The 22237-nt window shown below is 45.0% G+C and carries 23 protein-coding genes; 10 read left to right on the top strand and 13 right to left on the bottom strand.

Annotated elements, in window-relative coordinates; all coding sequences use genetic code 11:
* Window positions 1–32: 32 nt before the first annotated feature.
* From DLE54_RS04975 to rfbB, 5 genes are read right to left on the bottom strand one after another with little or no spacing between them, the layout of a single operon-like run.
* On the bottom strand, window positions 33–1133 hold the full coding sequence (locus DLE54_RS04975; protein ID WP_110816452.1) for a DegT/DnrJ/EryC1/StrS family aminotransferase: 1101 nt from the start codon (window positions 1131–1133) through the stop codon (window positions 33–35).
* A complete protein-coding gene (locus DLE54_RS12195; RefSeq protein WP_110816451.1) occupies window positions 1130–1594 on the bottom strand; it encodes an acyltransferase in 465 nt (154 codons plus the stop codon). The genes DLE54_RS04975 and DLE54_RS12195 overlap by 4 nt, the downstream gene beginning before the upstream one ends.
* Window positions 1591–1992 carry a sugar 3,4-ketoisomerase gene (locus tag DLE54_RS04965; protein ID WP_110816450.1) on the bottom strand — a complete coding sequence of 134 codons (402 nt, stop codon included), beginning with the start codon at window positions 1990–1992 and terminating at the stop codon, window positions 1591–1593. Before DLE54_RS04965 ends, DLE54_RS12195 begins: the two co-directional genes overlap by 4 nt.
* Window positions 1989–2867, bottom strand: coding sequence for a glucose-1-phosphate thymidylyltransferase RfbA (rfbA, locus tag DLE54_RS04960; RefSeq protein ID WP_110817309.1), 879 nt, complete (start codon window positions 2865–2867; stop codon window positions 1989–1991). The genes DLE54_RS04965 and rfbA overlap by 4 nt, the downstream gene beginning before the upstream one ends.
* An 8-nt stretch (window positions 2868–2875) precedes the next feature.
* On the bottom strand, window positions 2876–3937 hold the full coding sequence (gene rfbB / locus DLE54_RS04955) for a dTDP-glucose 4,6-dehydratase (RefSeq protein WP_110816449.1): 1062 nt from the start codon (window positions 3935–3937) through the stop codon (window positions 2876–2878).
* A gap of 389 nt (window positions 3938–4326) precedes the next feature.
* Here rfbB and DLE54_RS04950 point away from each other — a divergent pair, with 389 nt between their 5' ends.
* On the top strand, window positions 4327–5400 hold the full coding sequence (locus DLE54_RS04950) for an NAD-dependent epimerase (protein ID WP_110816448.1): 1074 nt from the start codon (window positions 4327–4329) through the stop codon (window positions 5398–5400).
* Between the two features lie 105 nt (window positions 5401–5505).
* Here the strand turns inward: DLE54_RS04950 and DLE54_RS04945 are convergent, their stop codons facing one another.
* The 4 genes from DLE54_RS04945 to DLE54_RS04930 form a co-directional block, all read right to left on the bottom strand.
* Entirely contained in the window at window positions 5506–6435 is a 930-nt protein-coding gene (locus DLE54_RS04945; protein WP_011960251.1) for a branched-chain amino acid transaminase, read from the bottom strand.
* 170 nt (window positions 6436–6605) lie between these two features.
* A complete protein-coding gene (gene glnE, locus DLE54_RS04940) occupies window positions 6606–9467 on the bottom strand; it encodes a bifunctional [glutamate--ammonia ligase]-adenylyl-L-tyrosine phosphorylase/[glutamate--ammonia-ligase] adenylyltransferase (RefSeq protein WP_110816447.1) in 2862 nt (953 codons plus the stop codon).
* A gap of 184 nt (window positions 9468–9651) precedes the next feature.
* Window positions 9652–10236 (bottom strand): phosphatase PAP2 family protein, encoded by a 585-nt coding sequence (locus DLE54_RS04935; protein WP_413775373.1) that lies wholly within the window; start codon window positions 10234–10236, stop codon window positions 9652–9654.
* Between the two features lie 241 nt (window positions 10237–10477).
* On the bottom strand, window positions 10478–11818 hold the full coding sequence (locus DLE54_RS04930; protein ID WP_227535545.1) for a glycosyltransferase family 4 protein: 1341 nt from the start codon (window positions 11816–11818) through the stop codon (window positions 10478–10480).
* Between the two features lie 219 nt (window positions 11819–12037).
* Here DLE54_RS04930 and tusD point away from each other — a divergent pair, with 219 nt between their 5' ends.
* From tusD to DLE54_RS04910, 4 genes are all read left to right on the top strand, one after another.
* The gene (tusD, locus tag DLE54_RS04925; protein WP_110816446.1) at window positions 12038–12448 is read left to right on the top strand and encodes a sulfurtransferase complex subunit TusD; all 411 of its coding nucleotides are present in this window, start codon (window positions 12038–12040) and stop codon (window positions 12446–12448) included.
* 24 nt (window positions 12449–12472) lie between these two features.
* Window positions 12473–12796, top strand: a complete 324-nt coding sequence (locus tag DLE54_RS04920) for a hypothetical protein (RefSeq protein ID WP_011960246.1) — start codon at window positions 12473–12475, stop codon at window positions 12794–12796.
* Window positions 12797–12840: 44 nt separating this feature from the next.
* A complete protein-coding gene (locus tag DLE54_RS04915; RefSeq protein ID WP_110816445.1) occupies window positions 12841–13188 on the top strand; it encodes a hypothetical protein in 348 nt (115 codons plus the stop codon).
* Between the two features lie 95 nt (window positions 13189–13283).
* Window positions 13284–13670, top strand: coding sequence for a TusE/DsrC/DsvC family sulfur relay protein (locus tag DLE54_RS04910; protein ID WP_011960244.1), 387 nt, complete (start codon window positions 13284–13286; stop codon window positions 13668–13670).
* A 10-nt stretch (window positions 13671–13680) separates the two neighbouring features.
* Here the strand turns inward: DLE54_RS04910 and DLE54_RS04905 are convergent, their stop codons facing one another.
* Window positions 13681–14223 (bottom strand): tRNA (cytidine(34)-2'-O)-methyltransferase, encoded by a 543-nt coding sequence (locus DLE54_RS04905; RefSeq protein WP_011960243.1) that lies wholly within the window; start codon window positions 14221–14223, stop codon window positions 13681–13683.
* Window positions 14224–14594: 371 nt separating this feature from the next.
* On the opposite strand from DLE54_RS04905, the gene DLE54_RS04900 reads away from it, so the two are divergent.
* The 3 genes from DLE54_RS04900 (at window position 14595) to DLE54_RS04890 (ending at window position 16179) form a co-directional block, all read left to right on the top strand.
* Window positions 14595–14735 carry an entericidin A/B family lipoprotein gene (locus DLE54_RS04900; protein ID WP_110816444.1) on the top strand — a complete coding sequence of 47 codons (141 nt, stop codon included), beginning with the start codon at window positions 14595–14597 and terminating at the stop codon, window positions 14733–14735.
* A 354-nt stretch (window positions 14736–15089) separates the two neighbouring features.
* Window positions 15090–15620 (top strand): inorganic diphosphatase, encoded by a 531-nt coding sequence (locus DLE54_RS04895; protein WP_011960241.1) that lies wholly within the window; start codon window positions 15090–15092, stop codon window positions 15618–15620.
* Between the two features lie 124 nt (window positions 15621–15744).
* The gene (locus DLE54_RS04890) at window positions 15745–16179 is read left to right on the top strand and encodes a hypothetical protein (RefSeq protein WP_011960240.1); all 435 of its coding nucleotides are present in this window, start codon (window positions 15745–15747) and stop codon (window positions 16177–16179) included.
* 65 nt (window positions 16180–16244) lie between these two features.
* Here DLE54_RS04890 and DLE54_RS04885 read toward each other — a convergent pair whose 3' ends face one another.
* The 3 genes from DLE54_RS04885 to DLE54_RS04875 are packed head-to-tail and all read right to left on the bottom strand — an operon-like array spanning window position 16245 to window position 19211.
* Window positions 16245–17366, bottom strand: a complete 1122-nt coding sequence (locus DLE54_RS04885; protein WP_110816442.1) for a lipase secretion chaperone — start codon at window positions 17364–17366, stop codon at window positions 16245–16247.
* Window positions 17367–17426: 60 nt separating this feature from the next.
* A complete protein-coding gene (locus DLE54_RS04880; RefSeq protein ID WP_110816441.1) occupies window positions 17427–18521 on the bottom strand; it encodes an esterase/lipase family protein in 1095 nt (364 codons plus the stop codon).
* A 24-nt stretch (window positions 18522–18545) separates the two neighbouring features.
* Window positions 18546–19211: an alpha/beta hydrolase gene (locus tag DLE54_RS04875; protein WP_110816440.1), complete on the bottom strand. Its 666-nt coding sequence runs from the start codon at window positions 19209–19211 to the stop codon at window positions 18546–18548.
* Between the two features lie 301 nt (window positions 19212–19512).
* Between DLE54_RS04875 and DLE54_RS04870 the strand changes: the two genes are divergently transcribed.
* A complete protein-coding gene (locus DLE54_RS04870) occupies window positions 19513–20313 on the top strand; it encodes a response regulator (protein ID WP_049750988.1) in 801 nt (266 codons plus the stop codon).
* Complete coding sequence (gene creC, locus DLE54_RS04865; protein WP_110816439.1) at window positions 20310–22196, top strand: two-component system sensor histidine kinase CreC; 1887 nt, start codon at window positions 20310–20312, stop codon at window positions 22194–22196. The genes DLE54_RS04870 and creC overlap by 4 nt, the downstream gene beginning before the upstream one ends.
* The last annotated feature ends 41 nt before the right edge of the window (window positions 22197–22237 follow it).

Here is a 22237-nt window from a genome sequence, read left to right as displayed (position 1 = left end):
CCGCACAAATTCGTCAACTATGGTTTTGTGAACTATGAACGATACGCATTACAAAGCTCAACGACTTTTTGAGCATCATCCATAGACAGAACTGGACTCATCGGTAAGCTAAGTACTTGCTGGTGAATCGCTTCACTTATTGGGTAACTGATATGATTCCACTGCTGATAGGCCTGCTGCTTGTGCGGTGCAATTGGATAATGGATCAACGTCTGCACCCCGTTATCTGCCAGATATCTTTGCAAGTTATCTCTATCGTCACAGCGAATTACGAACACATGCCACACATGAGACTCACTATAATAGGCGGGCAAGGTTATCGCTGGATTATGAATGCCATCTAAGTAGACTTTGGCTACTGCACGTCTATGCGCTATCTCACTATCTAGATAACCAAGCTTGACGCTTAGCATAGCCGCTTGGATGTCATCTAAACGACTATTGACACCCTGAAATAGATTTTTATATTTTTCATGTGAGCCATAATTACGTAGAGCTCTTAAAGTCTGTGCCAGCTCATCATCATTTGTGGTTATTGCCCCAGCATCCCCTAAGGCACCTAAATTCTTGCCAGGATAAAAACTAAACCCTGCTGCATTGCCAAAATTTCCAGCCTTGGTACCATTTAAGCTGGCACCGTGTGCTTGTGCAGCATCCTCTAGTACCAATAAATTGTGTTGCTTAGCAAGTGCCATAATATTAGGCATATCTGCTAATTGTCCGTATAGATGCACCGGCAAAATAGCCTTAGTTTTATCAGTGATGGCTGCCTGTACCTTTTCAGGGCTTAAGTTACACGTTACAACATCAGGCTCCACCAGCACAGGTGTCAAGTGATTTGCACTTATAGCCAATATGCTAGCGATATAGGTATTGGTGGGTACGATGACCTCATCCCCTTCTTGCAGCTTGCCCATAAGCATCCAAGCTTTAAGGGTCAAAATTAGTGCATCTAAGCCATTTGCCACACCAATGCAGTGTTTGGTCCCGCAGTAGGTGGCAAAGCTATCTTCAAAGCGGCTTAATTCATTACCACCAATATACCAACCTGAATCAATCACTCGCGTAGCTGCCGCAACCAGCTCATCTCTGTATTGCTGATTTACTGCTTTAAGATCTAAAAAAGGAATCATTTTAAATACCTTATAATTTTTGCTGGATTACCTACCACAACAGCATTAGCGGGAACATCTTTGGTTACAACCGCACCGGCACCCACCATCGCCTTTTCACCTATAGTTATACCAGGGAGTATTGTGGCATTTGCACCTATGCTCGCCCCTTTTTTCAAAGTAATTCCTGAAAATTCATCAGGGTATTGCTTAGATCGAGGCATAAGATCATTAGTTAATGTCGCATTTGGGCCCAAAAAAACATCGTCTTCTATTCGGGTTCCAGACCAGACATACACACCCGATTTTACAGTGACGTTATCTCCAATAATCACATCATCTTCAATCAACGTATGCGCACAAATATTACAGTTTCTGCCAATGATTGCACCTTTTAAAATGACCACAAACTGCCAGACTCTGGTGTTCTCACCGATATCGACTGAAGCCACATCCGCTTTTTCATGAATGAAGAAACTCATTGCTTGACCACCTTCAAAAACTCATCATAATCACGAATATAGTCTGACTCATCATAATGCTCACTGGCCAATACCAGTAACACACAATCATCACTAAAATCATGCATCTCACGCCAGATCATATCGCCTATTAACAGTCCCTTATCAGGAGAGTCAAGCCACGCCTCTTCTTTGGTTTGCCCATCATCAAGTACCATACGGCATTTACCAGACACACACACCGCAAGCTGCTGCAATTGATGATGCGCATGAAAACCACGCGCAACACCTGACTTGGTATTAAAAATATAGTACACCCGCTGAACTTCGAACGGGATGGTATCTGAGGCTTCAATGGCTACCAATGAGCCTCTATCATCACCTAATACTGGCAAATCTATCCAATGAACCAAACTCATAATCTGCCTTCTGCCAGCGCTAATAAATACTGTCCATAACTGTTTTTACTTAACTTCGCGCCTTGCTCTTGTACCTGCTGCGCTGACAACCACCCATTATTAAAGGCAATCTCCTCTAAGCAAGCTACTTTATAACCTTGGCGCTTCTCGATCGTCTCAACAAACATACCCGCTTCCAGTAAGCTTTCGTGAGTACCGGTATCTAGCCAGGCAAAACCTCGCCCTAGTAACTCCACATTCAAGTCACCACGCTGTAAGTACATTTGATTGATACTGGTAATCTCAAGCTCACCTCGCTCTGAGGGCTGTACTTGTTTGGCCATCTCAACCACATCATTGTCATAAAAATATAACCCAGTGACGGCAAAATTGGATTTTGGCTGAGCCGGCTTTTCTTCTAATGAGATGGCTCGCTGATTATCATCAAACTCAACCACACCAAAGCGCTCAGGATCTTTCACTTGATAACCAAAAACAGTCGCGCCGGTTGGACGCTCTACTGCTTTTTTTAACATTGGCGTAAAGCCTTGACCATAAAAGATATTATCACCCAAAACCAAGCAGACATTACTATCACCAATAAAGTCTTCACCAATCAAAAACGCCTGTGCCAATCCATCAGGACTTGGCTGAACCGCGTAGTCAATATCAATACCCAACTGACTGCCATCACCCAGCAGACGCTTAAAGCCATCGATATCTTCTGGGGTGCTAATGACTAAAATATCTTGGATACCTGCCAGCATAAGCACAGATAAAGGATAATAAATCATCGGTTTATCATAGATGGGCAGTAGCTGTTTAGACACGCCTTTAGTAATCGGATACAAGCGAGTGCCTGAGCCACCTGCAAGAATAATACCCTTAGTATTCATATTTTTACTCATTCTGGCTGTACTCCCAGTCTTTCACGTTGATAACTACCGTCTTGTACACGTCGACACCAGTCTAGATTTGCCAAATACCATTGTACTGTCTTACGTATGCCAGACTCAAAGCTCTCCTCGGGCTGCCAACCAAGTTTATTGTATATTTTACGAGCATCAATGGCGTAACGGAGATCATGGCCTGGGCGGTCTTTAACAAAAGTAATAAGAGACTCATAAGACTGACCATTCGCCTGTGGTTGTAGCTCATCTAATATCTGACAAATGGTCTTAACCACGTCAATATTTTGCTTCTCATTATGACCACCAATATTGTAAGTCTCACCTGTCAAACCCTCTGTAATCACTTTATATAAAGCACGCGCATGGTCTTCTACATAAAGCCAGTCACGGATTTGATTGCCTTTACCATATACAGGCAACGCCTTACCCTCAAGTGCATTTAATATAACTAGCGGTATTAGCTTTTCAGGAAAGTGATAGGGGCCATAATTATTAGAGCAATTGGTAATAACAACTGGTAGACCATAAGTACGATGCCACGCTCTCACCAAATGATCTGAGCTGGCCTTAGAGGCTGAATAAGGCGAGCTTGGAGCATAAGCTGTGGTTTCGGTAAATAAATCAGAAGTATTTTCTAAGTCACCATAGACCTCATCTGTTGAGACATGATGAAACCGAAAGCTCTGCTTATTGTGCTCATTAAGAGATTGCCAATACTGACGAGCAACCTCCAATAACGTATAAGTACCAATAATGTTGGTATGAATAAATTCTGCAGGTCCATCAATAGAGCGGTCGACATGAGATTCTGCGGCTAAATGCATGACAGCATCTGGCTGAAAACTTTCAAATACCTGCTCAACAGCGGCTCTATCACAGATATCTATTCGTTTAAATTGATATCTAGCGCTATCCTCAACAGACGTTAATGACTCTAGGTTTCCTGCATAAGTCAGCTTATCAATATTTAACACTTCATCTTCGGTGCAGCTTATAATATGACGGACAACCGCAGAACCAATGAAGCCTGCACCGCCAGTAATCAGTATTTTCATAGACTCAATGTATGCCTTAAATAGAAGTAATAGGTATTGTAACAACTTAGCAAAGTTAATTAAATTTTATAGTACTAATAACTTTTGATTTATTGAAAATTCTAAGCAAGTAATAATAACAATAAAGCTGGTAAGGTTATATAGTTAAGATGCTGAATTTATGCGTAATTTATAAATACTTTTCTCAGATATCATCGCTATGACAGAAGTTATAGAAATTGTAAGTCGCATCATATGCTTAAAGCAGGTTATTTGTTATTATCCTCACCCACAAGCTATGCTATAGATTTTAAAAGTTCGACCTAGTGCTCTTAAAAAATACACTTAAAAGTACTAAATTCATTGTAAGTTAATTTATTAAGCTCGAAGAAACCTACGGATATAAGTGCATGAAAATACTAGTAACAGGCGCAGCAGGATTTATTGGTTTTCATGTGTGCCAAAAACTATTGGCACGCGGCGATCAGATTATTGGCGTGGACAACCTAAACGATTATTATGATGTCTCGTTAAAAATGGCCAGATTAAGCGAGCTGGGGGTGACTTTAGACGCTGAAACGATGACCGCTGATCATTCAAGCCGTGATAGCACCTCTTCTGCTAATTTTGAATTTATTAAGCTAGATATTGCAGATCGTGCAGCGATGGAGAGCTTGTTTGCCGAACATCAGTTCGATGCGGTGTGTCACTTAGCCGCACAAGCGGGTGTTCGCTACTCTATCGAGAACCCACATGTGTACGTTGAAACCAATGTGGTTGGGTTTTTGAATATATTAGAAGGTTGCCGCCAGCATAACGTAGATAACTTATGCTTTGCTTCAAGCTCCTCGGTTTATGGTCTAAACCAATCACAACCATTTAAGACCTCAGATCACACTGATCATCCTGTTTCTTTATACGCTGCCACCAAAAAGTCGAATGAGATGATGGCACACACTTATGCGCATCTGTTTGGTATTCGTTGTACTGGTTTAAGATTTTTCACCGTTTATGGTCCTTGGGGACGCCCTGATATGGCGCCGATGTTGTTCGCTGATGCCATCTCTAATAACCGCCCTATCAAAGTATTCAACCATGGTGATATGAGCCGCGACTTTACCTATGTTGGTGATATTGCCGAGGGTATTTTGGCGATTTTAGATACTCCGGCCGGTAGCAAAGATGTGGGTGCACCAACCTTTGACCCCCGACATCCGAGTCCAGAAACCTCTTCTGCCCCTTATCGCCTCTATAATATTGGCAATAACTCACCGGTAAACTTGATGGCGTTTATTCGTACATTAGAGGCAGAATTTGGCACAGAAGCACAGAAGATTATGATGGATATGCAGCCTGGTGATGTGGCTTCGACTTACGCCGACTCCAGCTCATTAACCCAATTAACCGGCTTTACCCCCAATACAGAGTTGGCTGAGGGTATCAAACACTTCGCTAATTGGTATCGTGGTTATTTTAAAAAATAACTACGGACACTTCACATAAAAAAATCCGAACATCATGTCCGGATTTTTTTATATTTAAGGCATCCCTAAAATAAGGGCTTAGAGCATAACAGCTATACCGCTTAATTAATCAACAAAGCTCAGCCAATCCATGTACTGCTCATTGCGGCCATGTACCACATCAAAATATAAGCTCTGCAGCTTTTGTGTGATGTCACCGCGTCCGCCATTACCAATGGTGCGATCATCGTATTCACGGATGGGCGTCACTTCAGCGGCAGTACCGGTCATAAACACCTCATCGGCTAAATAAAACTCATCGCGAGTAATACGGCGTTCGACCACTTTAATGCCTAAATCCTCAGCGAACTGAATCATCGTACGGCGGGTAATCCCATCTAATGCCCCACCTGCCAAATCTGGCGTATGTAGCTCGCCATTTTTTACCATAAATAAGTTTTCGCCTGAACCTTGGCACACATAGCCTTGAGAGTCCATCAAGATGGCTTCGTCATAGCCGTTGCGAGTCACCTCTTGGTTGGCCATAATAGACACTGGATAGTTGCTCGCTGCTTTGGCCTTACACATGGTGACGTTGGTCATATGGTGGGTGTAGGATGAGGTTTTAACCCGGATTCCTTTTTGGATGCCCTCCTCACCCAAATAAGCGCCCCATTTCCAAGCGGCAACCATGGCATTGATACTATTATCTCGTGAGGAGAGTCCTAGTTTTTCAGCGCCCACCCAGATAAGCGGACGAATATAGGCCGACTCAAAGCCATTTTGTTTAACGACCTCTTTTTGGGCTTGATTCAAAGTGGCTTTATCAAAGGGGACATTTAATTGAAAGATTTTGGCAGAGCCCATTAGGCGATCGGTGTGATCTTCTAATCTAAAGATTGCAGTACGACCATCTTCTGTTTGATAAGCACGCACCCCTTCAAATACTGCCATACCATAATGCAAACTGTGCGTTAACACATGCACTTTGGCATCAGGCTGATTGACCATTTCACCGTTTAGCCAAAGCTTGCCTTCCGTTGTTGCCATACTCATAATATTGTTCCCTTTACGCCAATAATCGTCAATCGAGCCTGCATGATCTCCCCTTATAATAAACAGCATATTTAGGAGAGGTCAATCATTTTAGTATATCACTGCGGCCTAAATTGACTATCAATTTTTAGTTTTGTAGCGCATTTGATTTGGTTATATTGAGTCCTAGGCTACACCACTATCTCATTCCATTTAGAGATGACATACTCGCGTGTCTCATTCCAGACCGCTGCATCTACCACCACCGATTCGTTAGCAAGCGCCAGCTGATGCATCGCGGCGCGCAGTAGAAGATAGGCTTTAGTAAGTCCCTCACAGGTCTCAGCATCCCACACTCCAGCGGCCGCTAAGCTTTCAAAAATTCTGACATTATCGCTCCACTGCGCCAGCTCTGGGTGGTCATGGGCATGGGCCAATACGCCATATTGCGCCATAAACTCAATATCGACAATACCGCCTGCATCTTGTTTTAAATGAAACTCACCTTGCTGCTGAGCTAAGGGGTTGCTGCCCAAATGGTCTTTCATTTTGCCGCGCATTTCAATCACGTGCTGTTTTAAGTCGGCAATATCACATTTGCGCGTGAGCACCTGTTTGCGAGTATGATTAAAGGCCTGTATCACCCGACTGTCACCACAAATGGCGCGCGCCCGTACTAAGGCTTGATGCTCCCAGACCCAAGCTTTTTCTAATTGATAGCGCTCAAAGGAGCGGCTTGAGACTACCATCATGCCAGCATTACCCGAAGGTCGCAGTCGCATGTCAATCTCATAAGCACGCCCATCTCGGGTTTGGGTATTGAGATAGGTCATCAGCTTCTGGGCCAAACGCGCGGTAAACTTCATGCCGCTAACCGGTTTAAGCCCTGTGGTCATTGCTTGCTCATTAATCTGGTGAATAAATACCAAATCAAGATCTGAGGTATACGACATCTCTATCCCACCAAGCTTGCCATAACCAATAATCGCAAAGCCGTTGTGCGCTTCGGTTACTGACTCGCCTTGCATATTGATCGGATAGCCATGACGCTTGACCAGCTCTGAGAAGGCACGCTCTAAGGTGAATTCAAGCACCACCTCAGCAATATAAGTCAAGGAGTCAGACACCTTCATAATCGGGCGTTCGGCCAGCACATCACTGGCGGCTACAGCCAGCACCTGATTGTTTTTGAACAATCTAAGCACGTTTAGTAGCATCTCCTCATCATTAGGCTCAACGCGCAAAAGGCGCTGACGCAGGATATTGGCAAGCTCCTCTTTGTCCGGCAGGTGGCGGTAGCGCTGCTGCAAGAATGAATCAAGCAAGACCGGATAGCGGGTCAACTCGCCAGCAATCCAAGGGCTTGCCGAGAGCATGGGAATCAGATTAACTGTGGCATCTGGGTTTTCAGCGAGCATCACTAGATATATAGAGCGGCGACAGATGGCCTCTAATAAGTCGATAAGTCTGGGTAATGCCACATTGGCTAAGCCCTGCTTGGCTTCATGAATTAGTAACGCATGCACCAATACAGGATAAGCGGCATCTAATCGCTGTTTGGCCTCCTCAGATAGATTGGCCACCATTTTGCTTGACCAAAACTGCTCAAGCTTGGCCTTGTTATCCTCGTTAAGCACCTCATCTAAGCTTTGCAGCTCATCACTGGAGGCAACAGCGGTATTGGTAGGCGTCTGGCGCTCAGTCACCATACGATCAAAGGGGAGATGCACATTGCGGCGATGCTCATTTAGACGCTGTAAAAAAGCATCCCAATTATCAAAGCCTAAGGTGAGCGCCAAATTGTGCTGGCATTCTGGATTGTGCGGCAGCTTTTGAGTTTGCTGGTCATGAATGGCCTGAATACCATGCTCAACGCGGCGAAAAAAACGATAAGCGGCCTCTAGATTGTGGTAAGTATCATCATCGATGAAATCAAATTCGTTTAAAGCCTGCATCGCTTTGAGGCAGGACTTGACCTCAAGCTGACTGTGACGACCGCCATATATTAATTGGAAAGCCTGTACCACAAACTCTATGTCTCGAATGCCGCCGGCACCGAGCTTAACATTGTCTAAGTCCTCTCGCTGCGCCACTTGATTTTGAATTAAAGACTTCATTTCACGCAGTGCAGCAAAGGCACTGTAATCGACATAATAGCGAAACACAAACGGCTTAATGATGCTCTCTAATTGACTATTAAACCTATCGTCAACCTCATTAATCACCCGCGCTTTTAGCCACGCAAACCGCTCCCATGCGCGGCCATGAGCAGCAAAGTACTTCTCTAAAGCCGATAAGTGAATGGCCAAGTCACTGCCCTCACCCCAAGGGCGTAGGCGCATATCGACTCGGAACACGAAGCCTTCTGCCGTGCAAGTATCTAAGATCTTAATAATGCTTTGACCCAAGCGAATCATAAAGCGCTTATTATCTATACTTTTGGTGCCTTTGGATTTATCACCATCGGTTTCACCGCGGGCACGGTGTACGAAGATTAAGTCGATATCACTAGATAGATTCAGCTCTTGCGCCCCAAGCTTACCCATGGCAAAGATGGCCATGTCATCGAACTGACGCTGCCCTTTTTCATCAATATATGTGGGCCGGCCATAGCGCGCAACCAATTGCTCCCAAACATACTCTTTAACGAATATCAGACAATTATCCGCAAAATCTGATAGCTCACCGGTCAGCTGTTCAAGCGCAATGAGACCCAAAGCGTCCTGCCAAATCCAGCGCAGCATCAATAGCTCACGCAAGCGGCGCAGACCTTTCATGACGCCGGCTTCATCGGCCCGCTTAAGCTCGCCCTCTAACCCATCGTCTAAGGTGTAATCATCAATCAAATCACAGATTTGCTGGCGAGTCAGCAGCTCACCTAAAGGATAACTGGTCAAAAAGTTTTGGCAAATAGCCGGCTTGTTTTTCCAGATTTGATAAGCAAAAGGACTGGCCATCTTAAGTGCTTGAATGTGCTCTTGGGTTATGTGCTGGGCGCTTAGTGAAAGGACGTTTTGAGTTAATTGGTCAATGAGGCTACGGTCAGAGGGCATGATAGGGCACGGCTCCTTAAAAGTGCTAGTGTGCTATTAGCCTACCACATAAAAAGCGGTTAGAAGATAACTGTTCGTGTTAAATTTTTATATCCTTATAGCAAAAATTCTCATATCTAATAGCCTCATTTCAGCGTAAGATAAAAGGTTACTTACAGCAAAGGTTACTTACAGCAAAGGTTACTTACAGCAGTAGCAGGCTGTGCTCCACCATCTTTTGCATATCAGGTGCCCATAAAGATAAGCTATAGCCTATGGCACCGCCAATCAGCACATCGGTAGGATAATGCAGGCCAAGCACCATACGCGATAAGGCCACCAATAATGCAAAAAGCATCATGACAGGCAGCAGCTGAGGAAAATAACTGCCTAAAGTTGCGCTAAACAGCACCGCTTGTAAGGTGTGTCCTGAGGGAAAGCTAAACACATCTAATGGCCGCTCACCGAGCACTATCACCTGATGTACTTGATAGGGTCTGGGGCGTACCGTTTTTATTTTTAATACTTTATATACCGCAAGCCCAATCAGGCTAATGAGTAAAGTGGTTATAATCGGCAAAAAAGCCTGTTGACCATAAACAACCAAAGCCGCCAGCATCATCGCATACCAAAACCACCCATCTCCTAATCTGCTAATAGATTTAAAGACGATGGCCACAGCATAATTGGTAGAATAGCGGTTGATATGGATACACACTGTGGTGTCCCATGATATAAGCTGATTGACATAAACGGCCAGTGCTGGACTGCGTGAACATAAGGTGAACACAGGACTCGGCGCAATGTTTGGCGGCAGTTGGCGCACCAAAGAAGGCTTTGCTTGGTTAGATTTCACCGCTTATCCCCTTATTAGGTTATGGCGCATTAAAAAAGTATAAAAACTAATTATCATATTTTAAGTCATTGAGTTTACTTTATTTTGTAAAAAATACTCATCTATTTCATCACTCTGTGTGTACATCTCGTTTTACCAGCCATAAGCGCCTATAGTCTAGTCTAACTGTTTTAGTCTAACTATTTATAGTAGCCTTCGGTACCAAGGCTTGATAAAACATGGTCAGCATTTTCTCAGAGGGGCGCTGCCAAGAGCACTGAGCCACACTCTTTCGCGCATGACTTCCCTGCTCTTTTAAACACTGCATTTTTGGCAGCTGCGAGATGGCAGTAATAAACCCTACTTTATCACCTAACGTCACAAGCCGGCCACTATCGGGGGTGACCAGCATACCAGCGGCTGCATCATTAAAGGCATACACCGGCAGGCCACTGGCCATCGCCTCTACCACCACATTACCAAAGGTTTCAACTTGGCTTGCAAACACAAAGGCATCGGCGCTGGCATAATGCTCAGCCAAAGCCTGCCCAGTCTGCGTGCCCGCAAAGATAATATCCTCTTTGTTGTTGGCCGCCATTGCCTGTAGTCGATCTCTATCTGGCCCATCTCCCACTATTATCAACTTAACCGCTCGATGTAGCTGTTGCTGCTGTAGCGCCTTAAACGCATCTATTACCCAGTCTATCTGCTTTTCAGGCGACAAACGGCTCACCATAATCAGTACCGTGTGATGAGTGTGCGCCCCCCACTGTGCTCTAAGTGCGTCACTGCGATGCCTGGGGTTAAACCACTTTAAATCTACGCCGCGACCTACTTCCACCAGCCGCTTAAATCCTAGATTTTGTAAGTCATGCAGCGTCTTTTTACTCGGCACACAAGTGGCTTTTGAGGCATTATGAAACCATTTAAAGTAGGCCATGATGGGCCCTGCCAGTAGGCCAAGTCCAAAGTGCCGGCTAAAGTCATGAAACTGAGTATGATAGCCGGTGGTAACAGGAATATTAAGCGACTTTGCAGCCATGAGCGCCGCCCATCCTAGAGGCCCTTCGGTGGCAATATGTACCACATCAGGAGCAATGCGTTTGAGCTGTTTTTTTATGGTGAAATATACCGGCAACCCAAATTGCAAATTAGCATATTTAGGTATCGCCATGCCTTTTACCTGCACATCATGGCTAAGCACCAAACTACGGCTTTGTTCCCCTAGGTTTTGGGTGCCAAGACCTTGAATGGGCATATCGACAGAACTTGATTTGGGTTTGGGCCGGATGAGGCTCACCTGATGACCTTGTAGAGAGATTTGCTGCATTAAACGTCCCAAACTCATCGCCACACCATTGATATCTGGTGTCCAAGTCTCGGTCACCAGTAAGATGTGTAGTGGCTTTGAATAAGCAGTGACGTCCGTCAAAGTATATTGCTTATCAAAAGTTAACGCTAAATTGGCCAATAAGCTATCAAAGCCATAGTCAGCGACAAGGGGTGCTGCTCGGGTGTCCATGTTATGATTTAGCATGTGGCCTCCTGCTAGATTGCTAATTTGGGACTATAGCCTTACTGTAAAACAAATAGTTGACACTTTTATGGCGGTAAAATCACAGTTTAATGACAGACTAGGTTTTAGCTTAACCTAGTTATGCAGCTTATTTGTTGGCTTTGCGTCCTTATAACATGCTCAAATCATGTATAATTAACGCCAAATGCGCCCTTTTTTATTGTACAAGCTGATACTTTTATGACGACAACGACGTTATTACTGATTACCGCCGACCCAAGCCAGCCGCTTGCGTGGCATGCTTATCGTTATGCCAAAGCCTTTATGCAGCATACTCAAGAAGCGGATACTGTGTCGCCTGCTAAGTTGGCCATTTTCTTTTATGCAGATGCAGCCAATACGGCCAATGCGCTACGTTGGCAGAGTGCAGATAGAGCCGATTTAACCCAGCTTTGGAGCCAGTTTAGCGCCGCGTACCAGCAAAGATTACCCGTGTGTGTGAGTACCGCCTTAACCCGCGGCGTAACCGATGAGGACAATGCTGCGCGTCACAGACTACAGACCAATAACTTAGCAGCTGGGTTTGAGCTGGTGGGACTTGGGGAGCTGGCTGAGCAAATGGCCTTAGCCACCAAGGTCATTCGTTTTTAAAGATAGATTAAAAAAGGAAGTTCTGTGTCATTACTTATTCGTTTAACCACCGCCACCGAAACCGCTACTTATGAAGGGTGCGCCCTAGCCCTAACTCTAGCAAGCTTCGGACAAGACGTACAATTGATGCTAAGCAGCTCTGTGTTTGGCTTATTAATGCAGCCTGAGAGCCGCTTACATGGCATGATTAAATCACTAGATTTGTATGATATTGCGCCCGCTTGGCTACCTGACGATGTGTTTAGCAGTTGGATCTTTGGCATGTTGCCTGGTGATGTTGCGCAGCAAGTCGACTTCATTCCAGAAGATTTTGACGCCAATAATTTTCAGCAGATTCTATCTTTTTAACCTGTATCCGCATCAGTGTTTTCCCAAATTATAAGAGCCAAACCATGTCCACTTTGTTTCAATTACAGGCCCCAATGAATACCCTTAAAGCCACCGTCAAAGAGCTGGCTCCCTTATGGCACGGCGGTGACAGTCTATTATTATTGGCTGAAACTTCAGGTTATCTGCCTTGGCTGCAAGTGTATATCAATGAGCTAAACGGTGATGATGAGTCTGAATATCGTATTGAAAACATCCATGCGCTCTATGTTCTGGCCGATGATTTGGCTCATCTTAATGAGACCGCACGGGTCAATTTGGATGTGAGTAAAGTACACGTCATTAGTGATGCGCAGTGGGTGGCATTAACCCAAGAAGTAGATCGCGTGGTAACGTTAAATTCACTCAGTTAGTGGGATGCGATGATCTATTCTATCCCGTAAGACGATTTATTCTATCTCATAAGACAATCTATCCCATAATGTGTATTCCCTTAAGCCGTTAAATTATGAGTCAAGCCATGAATTCATCTTCTACCAGCCCCGCTTCACAGACTGCTGCTGTCACCTCAGAGGACCTAGCCTATCTGGGTCTTGATGAAGAGGGGCATTTGCTTGACCATACCCAGTGGACCCCTCAGATTGCGCAGCAGCTAGCAGATACGCTATCCGTAAAATTGACCGAGCAGCATTATCAGATTTTGCAGCAGGTGCGAGACTTTCACACTCAGTTTAACCACCCGCCGACCACCCGCCCCTTAATTAAGTATCTGATGAAAACCTTGCCTGAGCACAATATCAGCAATCAATTACTGCAGCAGTTATTTAATACCGGTTTGGTTGCCCGCCATGTCAATCGCATCGCAGGGCTACCCAAGCCGCCCAATTGCTTATAATGCTTGCCGGTTATTTAGGATCATAAGGGGTCAGCTCGGTGTATCCGGTGCTTCGCCCTTCATCGCCATAAAAGCCTTTTTGACGCCATACTTCATATAAGCAGATGCTGATACTATTGGCCAGATTTAGGCTGCGAGAGTCTGGTAACATGGGCAAACGCAGCCAGTTGCTCTCCCCAATGTCTGCTCGGATGTCATCAGCTAAGCCTGCCGTCTCTGAACCAAATACCAAAGCAATACTCTCATGCTCAGCCGCATTGCTATCGCCAAAATCATACTCATAAAACGGATGACTCAGCTTAGTGGTCAATGCTACCATCTTATGACAGCCTGCTGCTTGTAGCGCCTCTTTCGCCACTTGCCAGTTTTTGTGCACTTGCATGGCTGCGTATTCATGATAGTCAAGCCCTGCACGGCGTAGCTTCTTATCGTCTAAATCAAACCCTAATGGCTCAACCAAGTGCAGCTGAGCTCCGGTGTTGGCACACAAACGGATGGCGCTGCCGGTATTGTTAGGAATTTTTGGGTGCACAAGCACAATGTGAATGGTCATAAAATGTTGCCTTAAATGAGACGAAGTAAAAACAAATAGTCCGTCTGTGTATCGAAATTTACAATTCTATGACAGTTTTAGATAAATTTCACACATTTCTCTGTTGTTGCTATTGGACTAATTGATATATTATGTAATTAAGGATAACTGCTGTGTTTCTAAAACTTAACGTTTTCTCAGTCGACAAATGTCTGTAAAACCTAGGTTTTTATTATCTGATCATCTAGTGTTAGGTATTTTATCGTAGTATTTGGTGTTAACTTATAGTTAGCGCTACTCGATGGTTAACCTAGTTAATCCAGAAGACACCTATCCTTAGCACACAGTGATGAATTTATATTATTTATTTTTTCAACTTTTAAGGACTTATTATGAAAAAGTTAGCATTTGCCTCTTTAACTGCTCTAGTTGTACTATCTGGTTGTAACACTTTCAAAGGCCTAGGCCAAGACGTATCTAAAGCCGGTGAAGGCGTTACTAAAACTGCTGACAAAGTTGAAAATAAAATCTAAACTTTTTTAGTTTTGTATTGTCTTGAGGTCTGCCATATCCATATCATATATTGGTAAATACTGGTAAACCGATAAAAGCTCACTTTTTTAGTGGGCTTTTGTTGTTTTGGGCCACTGCATTCTACTGTACTATCTAGCTGACCGTCTTATTTATAAGCCACACGCTGTTTTACCAGTGCATAACCTGATCTATTCGCCCACCAAAAAGTGTTAAAATAACAAACCTTGCGCTGACAAATGTTTATTTGGAATATTGTCATAACTTGGCAATCAAGTAAAAGTTGTTATAATCAGCATGACTTTTAAAACTATGACAAATCAATGCTCTTTTTAGAGCCTATCTTGGAGAAAAACATGGCAGATTTTAACGTGATTTTAGATGCAGGCGATGTTGACGGCGGCGAAATTAACGTTGTTGTTGAAATCCCAACCGGTAGCAACCACAAAATCGAATGGAACCGTGAATTGGCTGTATTCGAACTTGACCGTGTTGAGCCAGCTATTTTTGCTAAGCCATGCAACTATGGTTTTATCCCACAAACTTTAGATGAAGACGGTGATGAGCTTGATGCACTAATCATCACTGAACAGCCACTAACCACAGGTATCTTTTTAAAAGCCAAAGTTATCGGTGTGATGAAGTTTGTTGATGACGGTGAAGTAGACGACAAAATCGTTGTTGTGCCTGCCGATGACCGTAACAACGGCAACGCTTACAACAGCTTAGAGGACCTACCAAAACGTCTTATTGAGCAGTTAGAGTTCCACTTTAGCCACTACAAAGATTTGAAAAAAGCAGGCACTACCGTTGTAGAATCTTGGGGCGATGTGGCTGAAGCCAAAGAAGTTATCAAAGAAGCCATTCAGCGCTGGAAAGACAAATAATCTGCTATTAAGCCTGTTATAACACTGGCAAATAGAATATAAAAAAGCACTTTAACCTTAAGTTAGAGTGCTTTTTTTGTTACTATCTGTGCTAAAAGCCCTTATTATGCCTTGAGAACTGACTATGTCTACCAAACTTCCCAAACACATCGCCCAAATGGTTGAAAAAAACAACTTGGTTATGGCCATAAAAACGCTGTCCGAAGAGCAAGGCATTGGCATGGGTGAAGCCAAGGTTATCATTGATGAGCATGAACAAAAGCTCAAGCAGCAACAAGACAAAAATGTGGCCGCCATTAGTGCCAAACAAAACAAAAAACAGCCGATGGCCGTCTCAAAAACCACCAGCCAGCTCAATACTGCTGCCAATCAAAAAATCAAAGACAATCCTAAGCTGCAAGCGCTAAACTCAGGATTAGACAACCATCTACAACACTTGGGATATAAAAAGCCGCTGTTGCCTTATTGGGCCAAACGCCTGCTGGTTATCTTATTGATAGTCGTACTGTTAAGCTTAATCTTTTGGCAAATTGTGCCTAAAGACAACACGCCTTTTTAGAGAGCTACTGTCCTTTTAGAGCACTACTTTCCTTTTAGATTAATATTGTTAAGCCGCTTAGTAAGCTAGGGCTGTTGACCGTCATCAAGGTATGCTCGGTAAGCCTCATAGCCGACTAAGCGCTTTTGTTCTGTCTCACTAAATAGCTGCTGCTCAAGCTGAGTAATTTGCTGCTGTTTATTGTTATCACTGCTGTTGGTAGCCAAAATCTGCTGCTTGCGCTGCTGATACTGAGTAAATCTGTGGTCAAAGTCTTGATTTTTTTTATCCAATGCACCCAAACGCTGAGCTGCTTGAGGTCCCACAAGCTTCGCGCGCATCTCAAATATTTGCTTCTCTGAGGCACCTTGCTGCTTCATCTGCTGCGTCTGCTTAATAAGCTGTTCAATCTGCTTTTGCTGCTGTAATTGTTGCTTGGTCGCTGACTCAGGTAGTTTTTGAATATAGGCCTGCTGAGCTTGCTGCTTTTGAGCGATACTCAAAGACTTATCTTGGGCAATTTGTAACATGGCCATATTATAATCTTGCACCTGATCATCGGCGGCAAAAAATGCCTGAGCAACTGGTTTGCCCAATATCTGCTGACGCAAAGCTTGCACCTGTTGTCGCTGCTGCTTAATACGCGCAAGATCCACCTCACCTGCCTGCATCGCCTCCAATGTTTTAGCTGCTTGTTGCTGATTGGTCAAGCGACTCTCAAGTGCCGCCACCTGCTTAAGGTACTGCTGGTATTGATAGTAAGTATCTATGGCAGCATCAGCGGCTGGCTGCGGCGTACGACTGCTAATATATGCCTCAACACGAGCATCGATGGTGGCACTGTCCTCCTCTCCAAGCGCCGACAAAAAATAATCAAAAAGGCGACGTAGGCCCGGCGTAGCTACCAGTTGCCCCTCTTTTGTGACAATAATCTCACCATCGACTTGTGTGCCTTGTAGCGACTTAGGCAGCCGCTCAACACCGGTGACAAAGTGGTCCTCAGGATAAGGCAAATCTATTATCTGCTCCTCACTGTCAGCCTGAACTGGCAAAGTATGGTTTAAAGAGGAGCGCTTAGAGGGGGTCGCTGCCGTATCTGCCGGCTTATCAGACGTATTAAATCTTGGTATTAAGAAGATAATAGCGCCTATCACACAGGCCACAATAAGCACAATAAACGCCGTTTTAATCCATGATTTATTTTTCATAGCTTGGTTTTACCACTTATTGGGTCGCACCTTGTAGACACAGCGGGAGCAGTTTGATTTTTATAAGCCATTATTTTTTAATCGATTGATTTGGGCGCGATATACCGAAATCGGATCTACTTCACCCCAAGCCACCAGACCAAACATCTGATTGACTGAGTCTAAATGGTTCATTTTATAATCATCTCGAATCACATAGCCTATCCGGCTAGAGCAGGCCGATACCAGCCCATCATTGGCATCATCTTTACCAAAGCTCAATGCGGTAAGCGACAGCAGATAATCACTCGGATCTAGACCATTGGTGATGGTGCCCACCCCTGAGAAGGAATAATAGGGAATATCATTAACCACAAAATTATCCGGCGGCTGACCACAGTATTCACTCGGCATGGCCGCAGGATATTTTCGATTGTAGTAGTGTGCCATATAGTCTGTGGTCAAACCGGTAACCGCGCGCACCCCGTCTTGCTGCTGTAGTTGTTTGCGATTGATACCTGAGCCGTAATCTAAAAAGCGTCCCAAAGCATTGTGAAAGTTAATTAAAGCCCGACTCCGCAGATTGTATTCACCTGGTGCGTAGCCGCTTTTGGCACTGCTGTTGGTCACCAGATTTAATAGCCAATCGGCCATTTTTGAGCCCTGTTCAGGGCTGGCGACTGCAGTCACTGAAGCCACAGACTCTGGCGCTACTGCAGCCACATAGCGAATGTCTATGCCGCCTAGGCTGTGCCCCACTAGATTCACTTTTTGTTTGCCGGTAACAGCGGTGATGGTTTGTACTTGCTGTAGCAATTGTTCACCCCGAAACTCAGCATCGTGAATGGCCGAGGTCTTGGTGACATACACCTCGCTACCGCCTGCTATTAATGCCTCGGGAATGCCATTGAAGTAATTAATGATACCAAATAAGCTATTAAAACCGCCCAAGCCATGTGCCAATACCACAGGATACTGTGTGGCGGTCAGGTTGTCCTCTGGCTCAATACTCTTTATCAGCTGACAGCCCGTGGGATTAGAGCAATTGTAATACTCAGCCGCAGCAGCGCGGTTAGCCAGCCCTAAAAGGCTCATTGCCAGTAGCATAGCTGCAGCCACTGCGTATTTTTTAGATTGAGCTGCCGTGCTTTTATTAACTTGGGTTAATACACTCATCAAACATCCCTGTATTGGCTGAGGTTACAGTACGTTGTTTAGCCACTGACCAATGGCTTGAAGCTGTGGTAAGCAGACCTGATGCGCCATGGGGTAGGCCGAAAAATCTACGTCATAGCCAGCTGCCGTTAGACTGTCTGTGGCACGTTGACCCAAAATAATAGGAACTACCGGATCTTGAGTCCCATGATCAATCTTAATCGGCAGCTGTTTGTTTTGGATAAAGCTTGCTGCATCGTCTATGGCCAAATACGTAGATAGTGCCAATAGACCTGCTAGTGGCGCAGGCTGGGTCAAAGCCACTTGATAGGCCACCGCCCCGCCTTGAGAGAAGCCGGCAATCACAATGTTCTGATGAGGCACACCGCGCTCAACCTCACGATTAATTAAATCATGAATGGCTGCAGCAGACTTCTCAATTTGTGCCACATCCACTTTACGCTCTAAGCTCATCTCTAAAATATCATACCAAGCTGGCATCACCATGCCGCCATTGATGGTCACTGGAATATTGGGCGCATGCGGGAATACAAAGCGTACCGCCAGATCGCTGCGTAGGCCTAGCTCGGGCACCACAGGCTCAAAATCGTGGCCACTGGCCCCTAAGCCATGTAGCCAAATCACAGCACAATCAATGTCTTTATTGGCTGGGTTATGCTCTACAACAACACAATCTAAATAGTGGGTCATAATTATCCTTATCGTATTTTTATGGGTTATCAGCGCTGGGTGTCGTCACACCGTCAATAACTTGCGCGACGTTACCTATTTAACAAACTTCTTAGTAATTTTAACACACCCAGCGGGTAGGCGTTTTTACATGCCAGTTCAAATTGCTGCTATTGACTCTGAACTCATTTGACGATACTGACATTCATTAATTTTTCATAGTCTGCTCATCTGAAACACATCTATTTTGGCATCAGCTATGCTAGGATTAGGCCTGTTAATTTGTTTTCGCCCCTCTTCGCTTCATTATCTGGTATTTTTCATGACGGCATTATCTAATTTCGCTGCAAGCCAATCTCCTGCCCCTCATATTCTGATCGTCGAAGATGATCCTGCCATCGCCACGTCGCTTCGAGTGACGTTCAAGCGCGAAGGCTGGCAAGTGACTTGGCTGGATAACGCCAGTAGTGTCATCCCTACCCTAAAGCATTTCAACGATCAGCAGCAGCCACTTTCTGGCATTGTGCTGGATGTGGGTCTGCCTGATGGTGATGGCTTAAGTTTATGTCAAGACATTCGTCACAGCGAGGGCATTGGGATACTAAAGCAGTTGCCTATTGTATTTTTGACCGCCCGCAGCGACGAGGTGGATAGAATTTTGGGCTTAGAGATGGGCGGTGATGATTATTGCCCTAAGCCCTTTAGCCCCAGAGAGTTGGTAGCACGTCTCAAAGCCATTTGGCGCCGCGAGCAGTTGTCCGCCACCAGCATCGAGACGCACATCAGCAGCGCTGAGGACACCACGCCACAACTGTTTGAGTTAGATTCAGGTATTTGGCGTTACGAGCCGCTTACCTATACCTTGTACTGGAATGACCACAAGCTTGAGCTGAGCAATACTGAGCGCAAATTATTGTTGGCATTGTTGGCCAATCCGGAGCGTGTCTTTAGCCGTGAACAGCTCTTAAACGCGATTAGTGATTATCCCGATCACCGATTAGCGCGCACCATTGATAGCCACGTTAAATCTATACGTAAGCAATTGGCACAAATTAGTGAGCGTGAGGATTTGGAGATTATCCATACCCACCGGGGTCTTGGCTATGGGCTTTGTAGTTCATGAGTGATGAGGATAATGAGCTGAGCGAAGCGACAAAACAAGCGCTTAATAAAGCCGGCTCTGCGAACTGGTACGCCAAACTTCACCCCACTGGCAAAGAGACTCCGCCTGTGATTCAAGACAAAAAACCCAAAAAAATCCTCAACTTAAGCTTATTTTTTAGAATATGGATAGCGGTTGGGGTTATCGTGATTATCTCAGGCATAGTGGTGTTCAATCAGTTGTTTAACTACGTGCGCCCCATCACCCAACAAGTTATCGAGGATACCTTAGTGGACACCTCAAAGCTGCTGGCAGCAAGCTTGCAGTCAGCGGTGGAGTCCGGTGAGATTTATGATAGACACTATCAGTCGATGCTCGATAATGCGTTTTTGGCACCCACTTTGCCCACCAAGGAGCAAGCGGCCCAACACCCATCTAGTGCAGACAATACAACCATCGATCCAGCGCGCCCAGCTTCTGCACCTTTTGGTACTTGGTATCACGAAAAGACACACAGCAGCTTTCGGGTGTACATCACCAATAACGAAGGCATTGTTATCTACGACTCCTTACCCAAGGATGGCAATGACATAATGCCTGAGGCCAACGCTGAGGGCCAAGATTACTCAAGCTGGAACGATGTCAATTTGACCTTGCAAGGCAAATACGGTGCCCGGACCACACGCACTAATCCTGAAGACTCAAGCTCGTCAGTCATGTATGTCGCCCAGCCCATCTACAGCTCCAGTGACCCACAGCAAATCATTGGTGTTGTCAGTATCGGCAAACCCACCTCCACCGTCTTGCCCTATCTTAATGCCACTCGCCAGCGCATGCTAACCGCCTCGCTTATCATCAGTATCGTCACCTTATTGATGGCGGGTCTAATTGCTTGGTGGCTAAGACAAAGCACCTTACTGGTCACCCGTTATACGCAGTCATTGGCGCAAGACACCAAAAAGCCTTATTTTTATCTAGGGCGTGAGCTCAATGAATTAAGTGATACCATCGAGAGCATGAAGCATCGTCTCGAAAACCGTGCTTATGTCACTGACTATGTGCATACCCTTACCCACGAGCTAAAAAGCCCGCTGACCGCCATTCGTGCCAGCGGTGAGCTGCTTGAAGAGACGGATTTGGACGGTGAAGACAGACTGATGTTGAGCCAAACCATTACCGAGCAAAGCATCAAGCTACAGTCCTTAATTGATCGTTTGCTGCTGTTGGCCAAAATTGAGCAGCCGACCTTTCGTTTGGCCATGCAGCGTATTAATCTAGATGGGTTAATTAAGACTTTGGTGTCCGGTTATGAGATGCAGCGTCAATACCAAAACCTGCAAATCAATTATCAATGCCAACTGCCACAAGCGGATAACAACAGCATCTTAGCGGATGAATTTTGGCTCACGCAAGCGTTGCAAAATGTGCTCGATAACGCTCTATATTTTGCTCACAATCAGGTCACTATCACCCTCACCTCTCAGACCATCCAAAAAACTGATTATATTAAGCTGTCGGTCATCAATGATGGCAATCTTATTCCTGACTATGCGCTAAGTAAGGTGTTTGATCGCTATTTTAGCCTCTCGCATCAGTATTCAAAGCCGCAAGCTGCTCCCATCTCGTCGCAAGGTGCAGCCGGTGTAAGTAGCCTCAGTAATGCCAGCCCCACTCAAGGCAAAAAAGGCACCGGACTTGGCTTAACCTTAGTCAAACAAGTCATCGAGCGTCACAGCGGTAATGTCAGCGTCCATAATCTAGAGGCTATCTTAGAGGATACGGATATTAACCGTGATAGCCCCACCACACCGATTCAGTTCACCGGCGTCGAGTTAATTTTATATTTACCCCTAACCCGTGTGTCTGGTAATGAGCGCAGTGGCAGCGAGACGACAACCACTTAGATATTGTCTTGGCACAGTGTACTGATTTTTAAATAAAAAAA

The sequence above is a fragment of the Psychrobacter sp. YP14 genome (assembly GCF_003209315.1).
Taxonomy (GTDB): domain Bacteria; phylum Pseudomonadota; class Gammaproteobacteria; order Pseudomonadales; family Moraxellaceae; genus Psychrobacter; species Psychrobacter raelei.
Note: the sequence above shows the minus strand (reverse complement) of the source record. Positions and strands in the feature narration are given on the sequence as shown.

Bases quoted from the DNA above. Each gene is read 5' to 3' on its own strand.
- DLE54_RS04975 (WP_110816452.1), bottom strand. From the start codon at position 1,133: ATGATTCCTTTTTTAGATCTTAAAGCAGTAAATCAGCAATACAGAGAT.
- DLE54_RS12195 (WP_110816451.1), bottom strand. From the start codon at position 1,594: ATGAGTTTCTTCATTCATGAAAAAGCGGATGTGGCTTCAGTCGATATC.
- DLE54_RS04965 (WP_110816450.1), bottom strand. From the start codon at position 1,992: ATGAGTTTGGTTCATTGGATAGATTTGCCAGTATTAGGTGATGATAGA.
- rfbA (WP_110817309.1), bottom strand. From the start codon at position 2,867: ATGAATACTAAGGGTATTATTCTTGCAGGTGGCTCAGGCACTCGCTTG.
- rfbB (WP_110816449.1), bottom strand. From the start codon at position 3,937: ATGAAAATACTGATTACTGGCGGTGCAGGCTTCATTGGTTCTGCGGTT.
- DLE54_RS04950 (WP_110816448.1), top strand. From the start codon at position 4,327: ATGAAAATACTAGTAACAGGCGCAGCAGGATTTATTGGTTTTCATGTG.
- DLE54_RS04945 (WP_011960251.1), bottom strand. From the start codon at position 6,435: ATGAGTATGGCAACAACGGAAGGCAAGCTTTGGCTAAACGGTGAAATG.
- glnE (WP_110816447.1), bottom strand. From the start codon at position 9,467: ATGCCCTCTGACCGTAGCCTCATTGACCAATTAACTCAAAACGTCCTT.
- DLE54_RS04930 (WP_227535545.1), bottom strand. From the start codon at position 11,818: ATGCTAAATCATAACATGGACACCCGAGCAGCACCCCTTGTCGCTGAC.
- tusD (WP_110816446.1), top strand. From the start codon at position 12,038: ATGACGACAACGACGTTATTACTGATTACCGCCGACCCAAGCCAGCCG.
- DLE54_RS04915 (WP_110816445.1), top strand. From the start codon at position 12,841: ATGTCCACTTTGTTTCAATTACAGGCCCCAATGAATACCCTTAAAGCC.
- DLE54_RS04910 (WP_011960244.1), top strand. From the start codon at position 13,284: ATGAGTCAAGCCATGAATTCATCTTCTACCAGCCCCGCTTCACAGACT.
- DLE54_RS04905 (WP_011960243.1), bottom strand. From the start codon at position 14,223: ATGACCATTCACATTGTGCTTGTGCACCCAAAAATTCCTAACAATACC.
- DLE54_RS04900 (WP_110816444.1), top strand. From the start codon at position 14,595: ATGAAAAAGTTAGCATTTGCCTCTTTAACTGCTCTAGTTGTACTATCT.
- DLE54_RS04895 (WP_011960241.1), top strand. From the start codon at position 15,090: ATGGCAGATTTTAACGTGATTTTAGATGCAGGCGATGTTGACGGCGGC.
- DLE54_RS04890 (WP_011960240.1), top strand. From the start codon at position 15,745: ATGTCTACCAAACTTCCCAAACACATCGCCCAAATGGTTGAAAAAAAC.
- DLE54_RS04885 (WP_110816442.1), bottom strand. From the start codon at position 17,366: ATGAAAAATAAATCATGGATTAAAACGGCGTTTATTGTGCTTATTGTG.
- DLE54_RS04880 (WP_110816441.1), bottom strand. From the start codon at position 18,521: ATGAGTGTATTAACCCAAGTTAATAAAAGCACGGCAGCTCAATCTAAA.
- DLE54_RS04875 (WP_110816440.1), bottom strand. From the start codon at position 19,211: ATGACCCACTATTTAGATTGTGTTGTTGTAGAGCATAACCCAGCCAAT.
- DLE54_RS04870 (WP_049750988.1), top strand. From the start codon at position 19,513: ATGACGGCATTATCTAATTTCGCTGCAAGCCAATCTCCTGCCCCTCAT.
- creC (WP_110816439.1), top strand. From the start codon at position 20,310: ATGAGTGATGAGGATAATGAGCTGAGCGAAGCGACAAAACAAGCGCTT.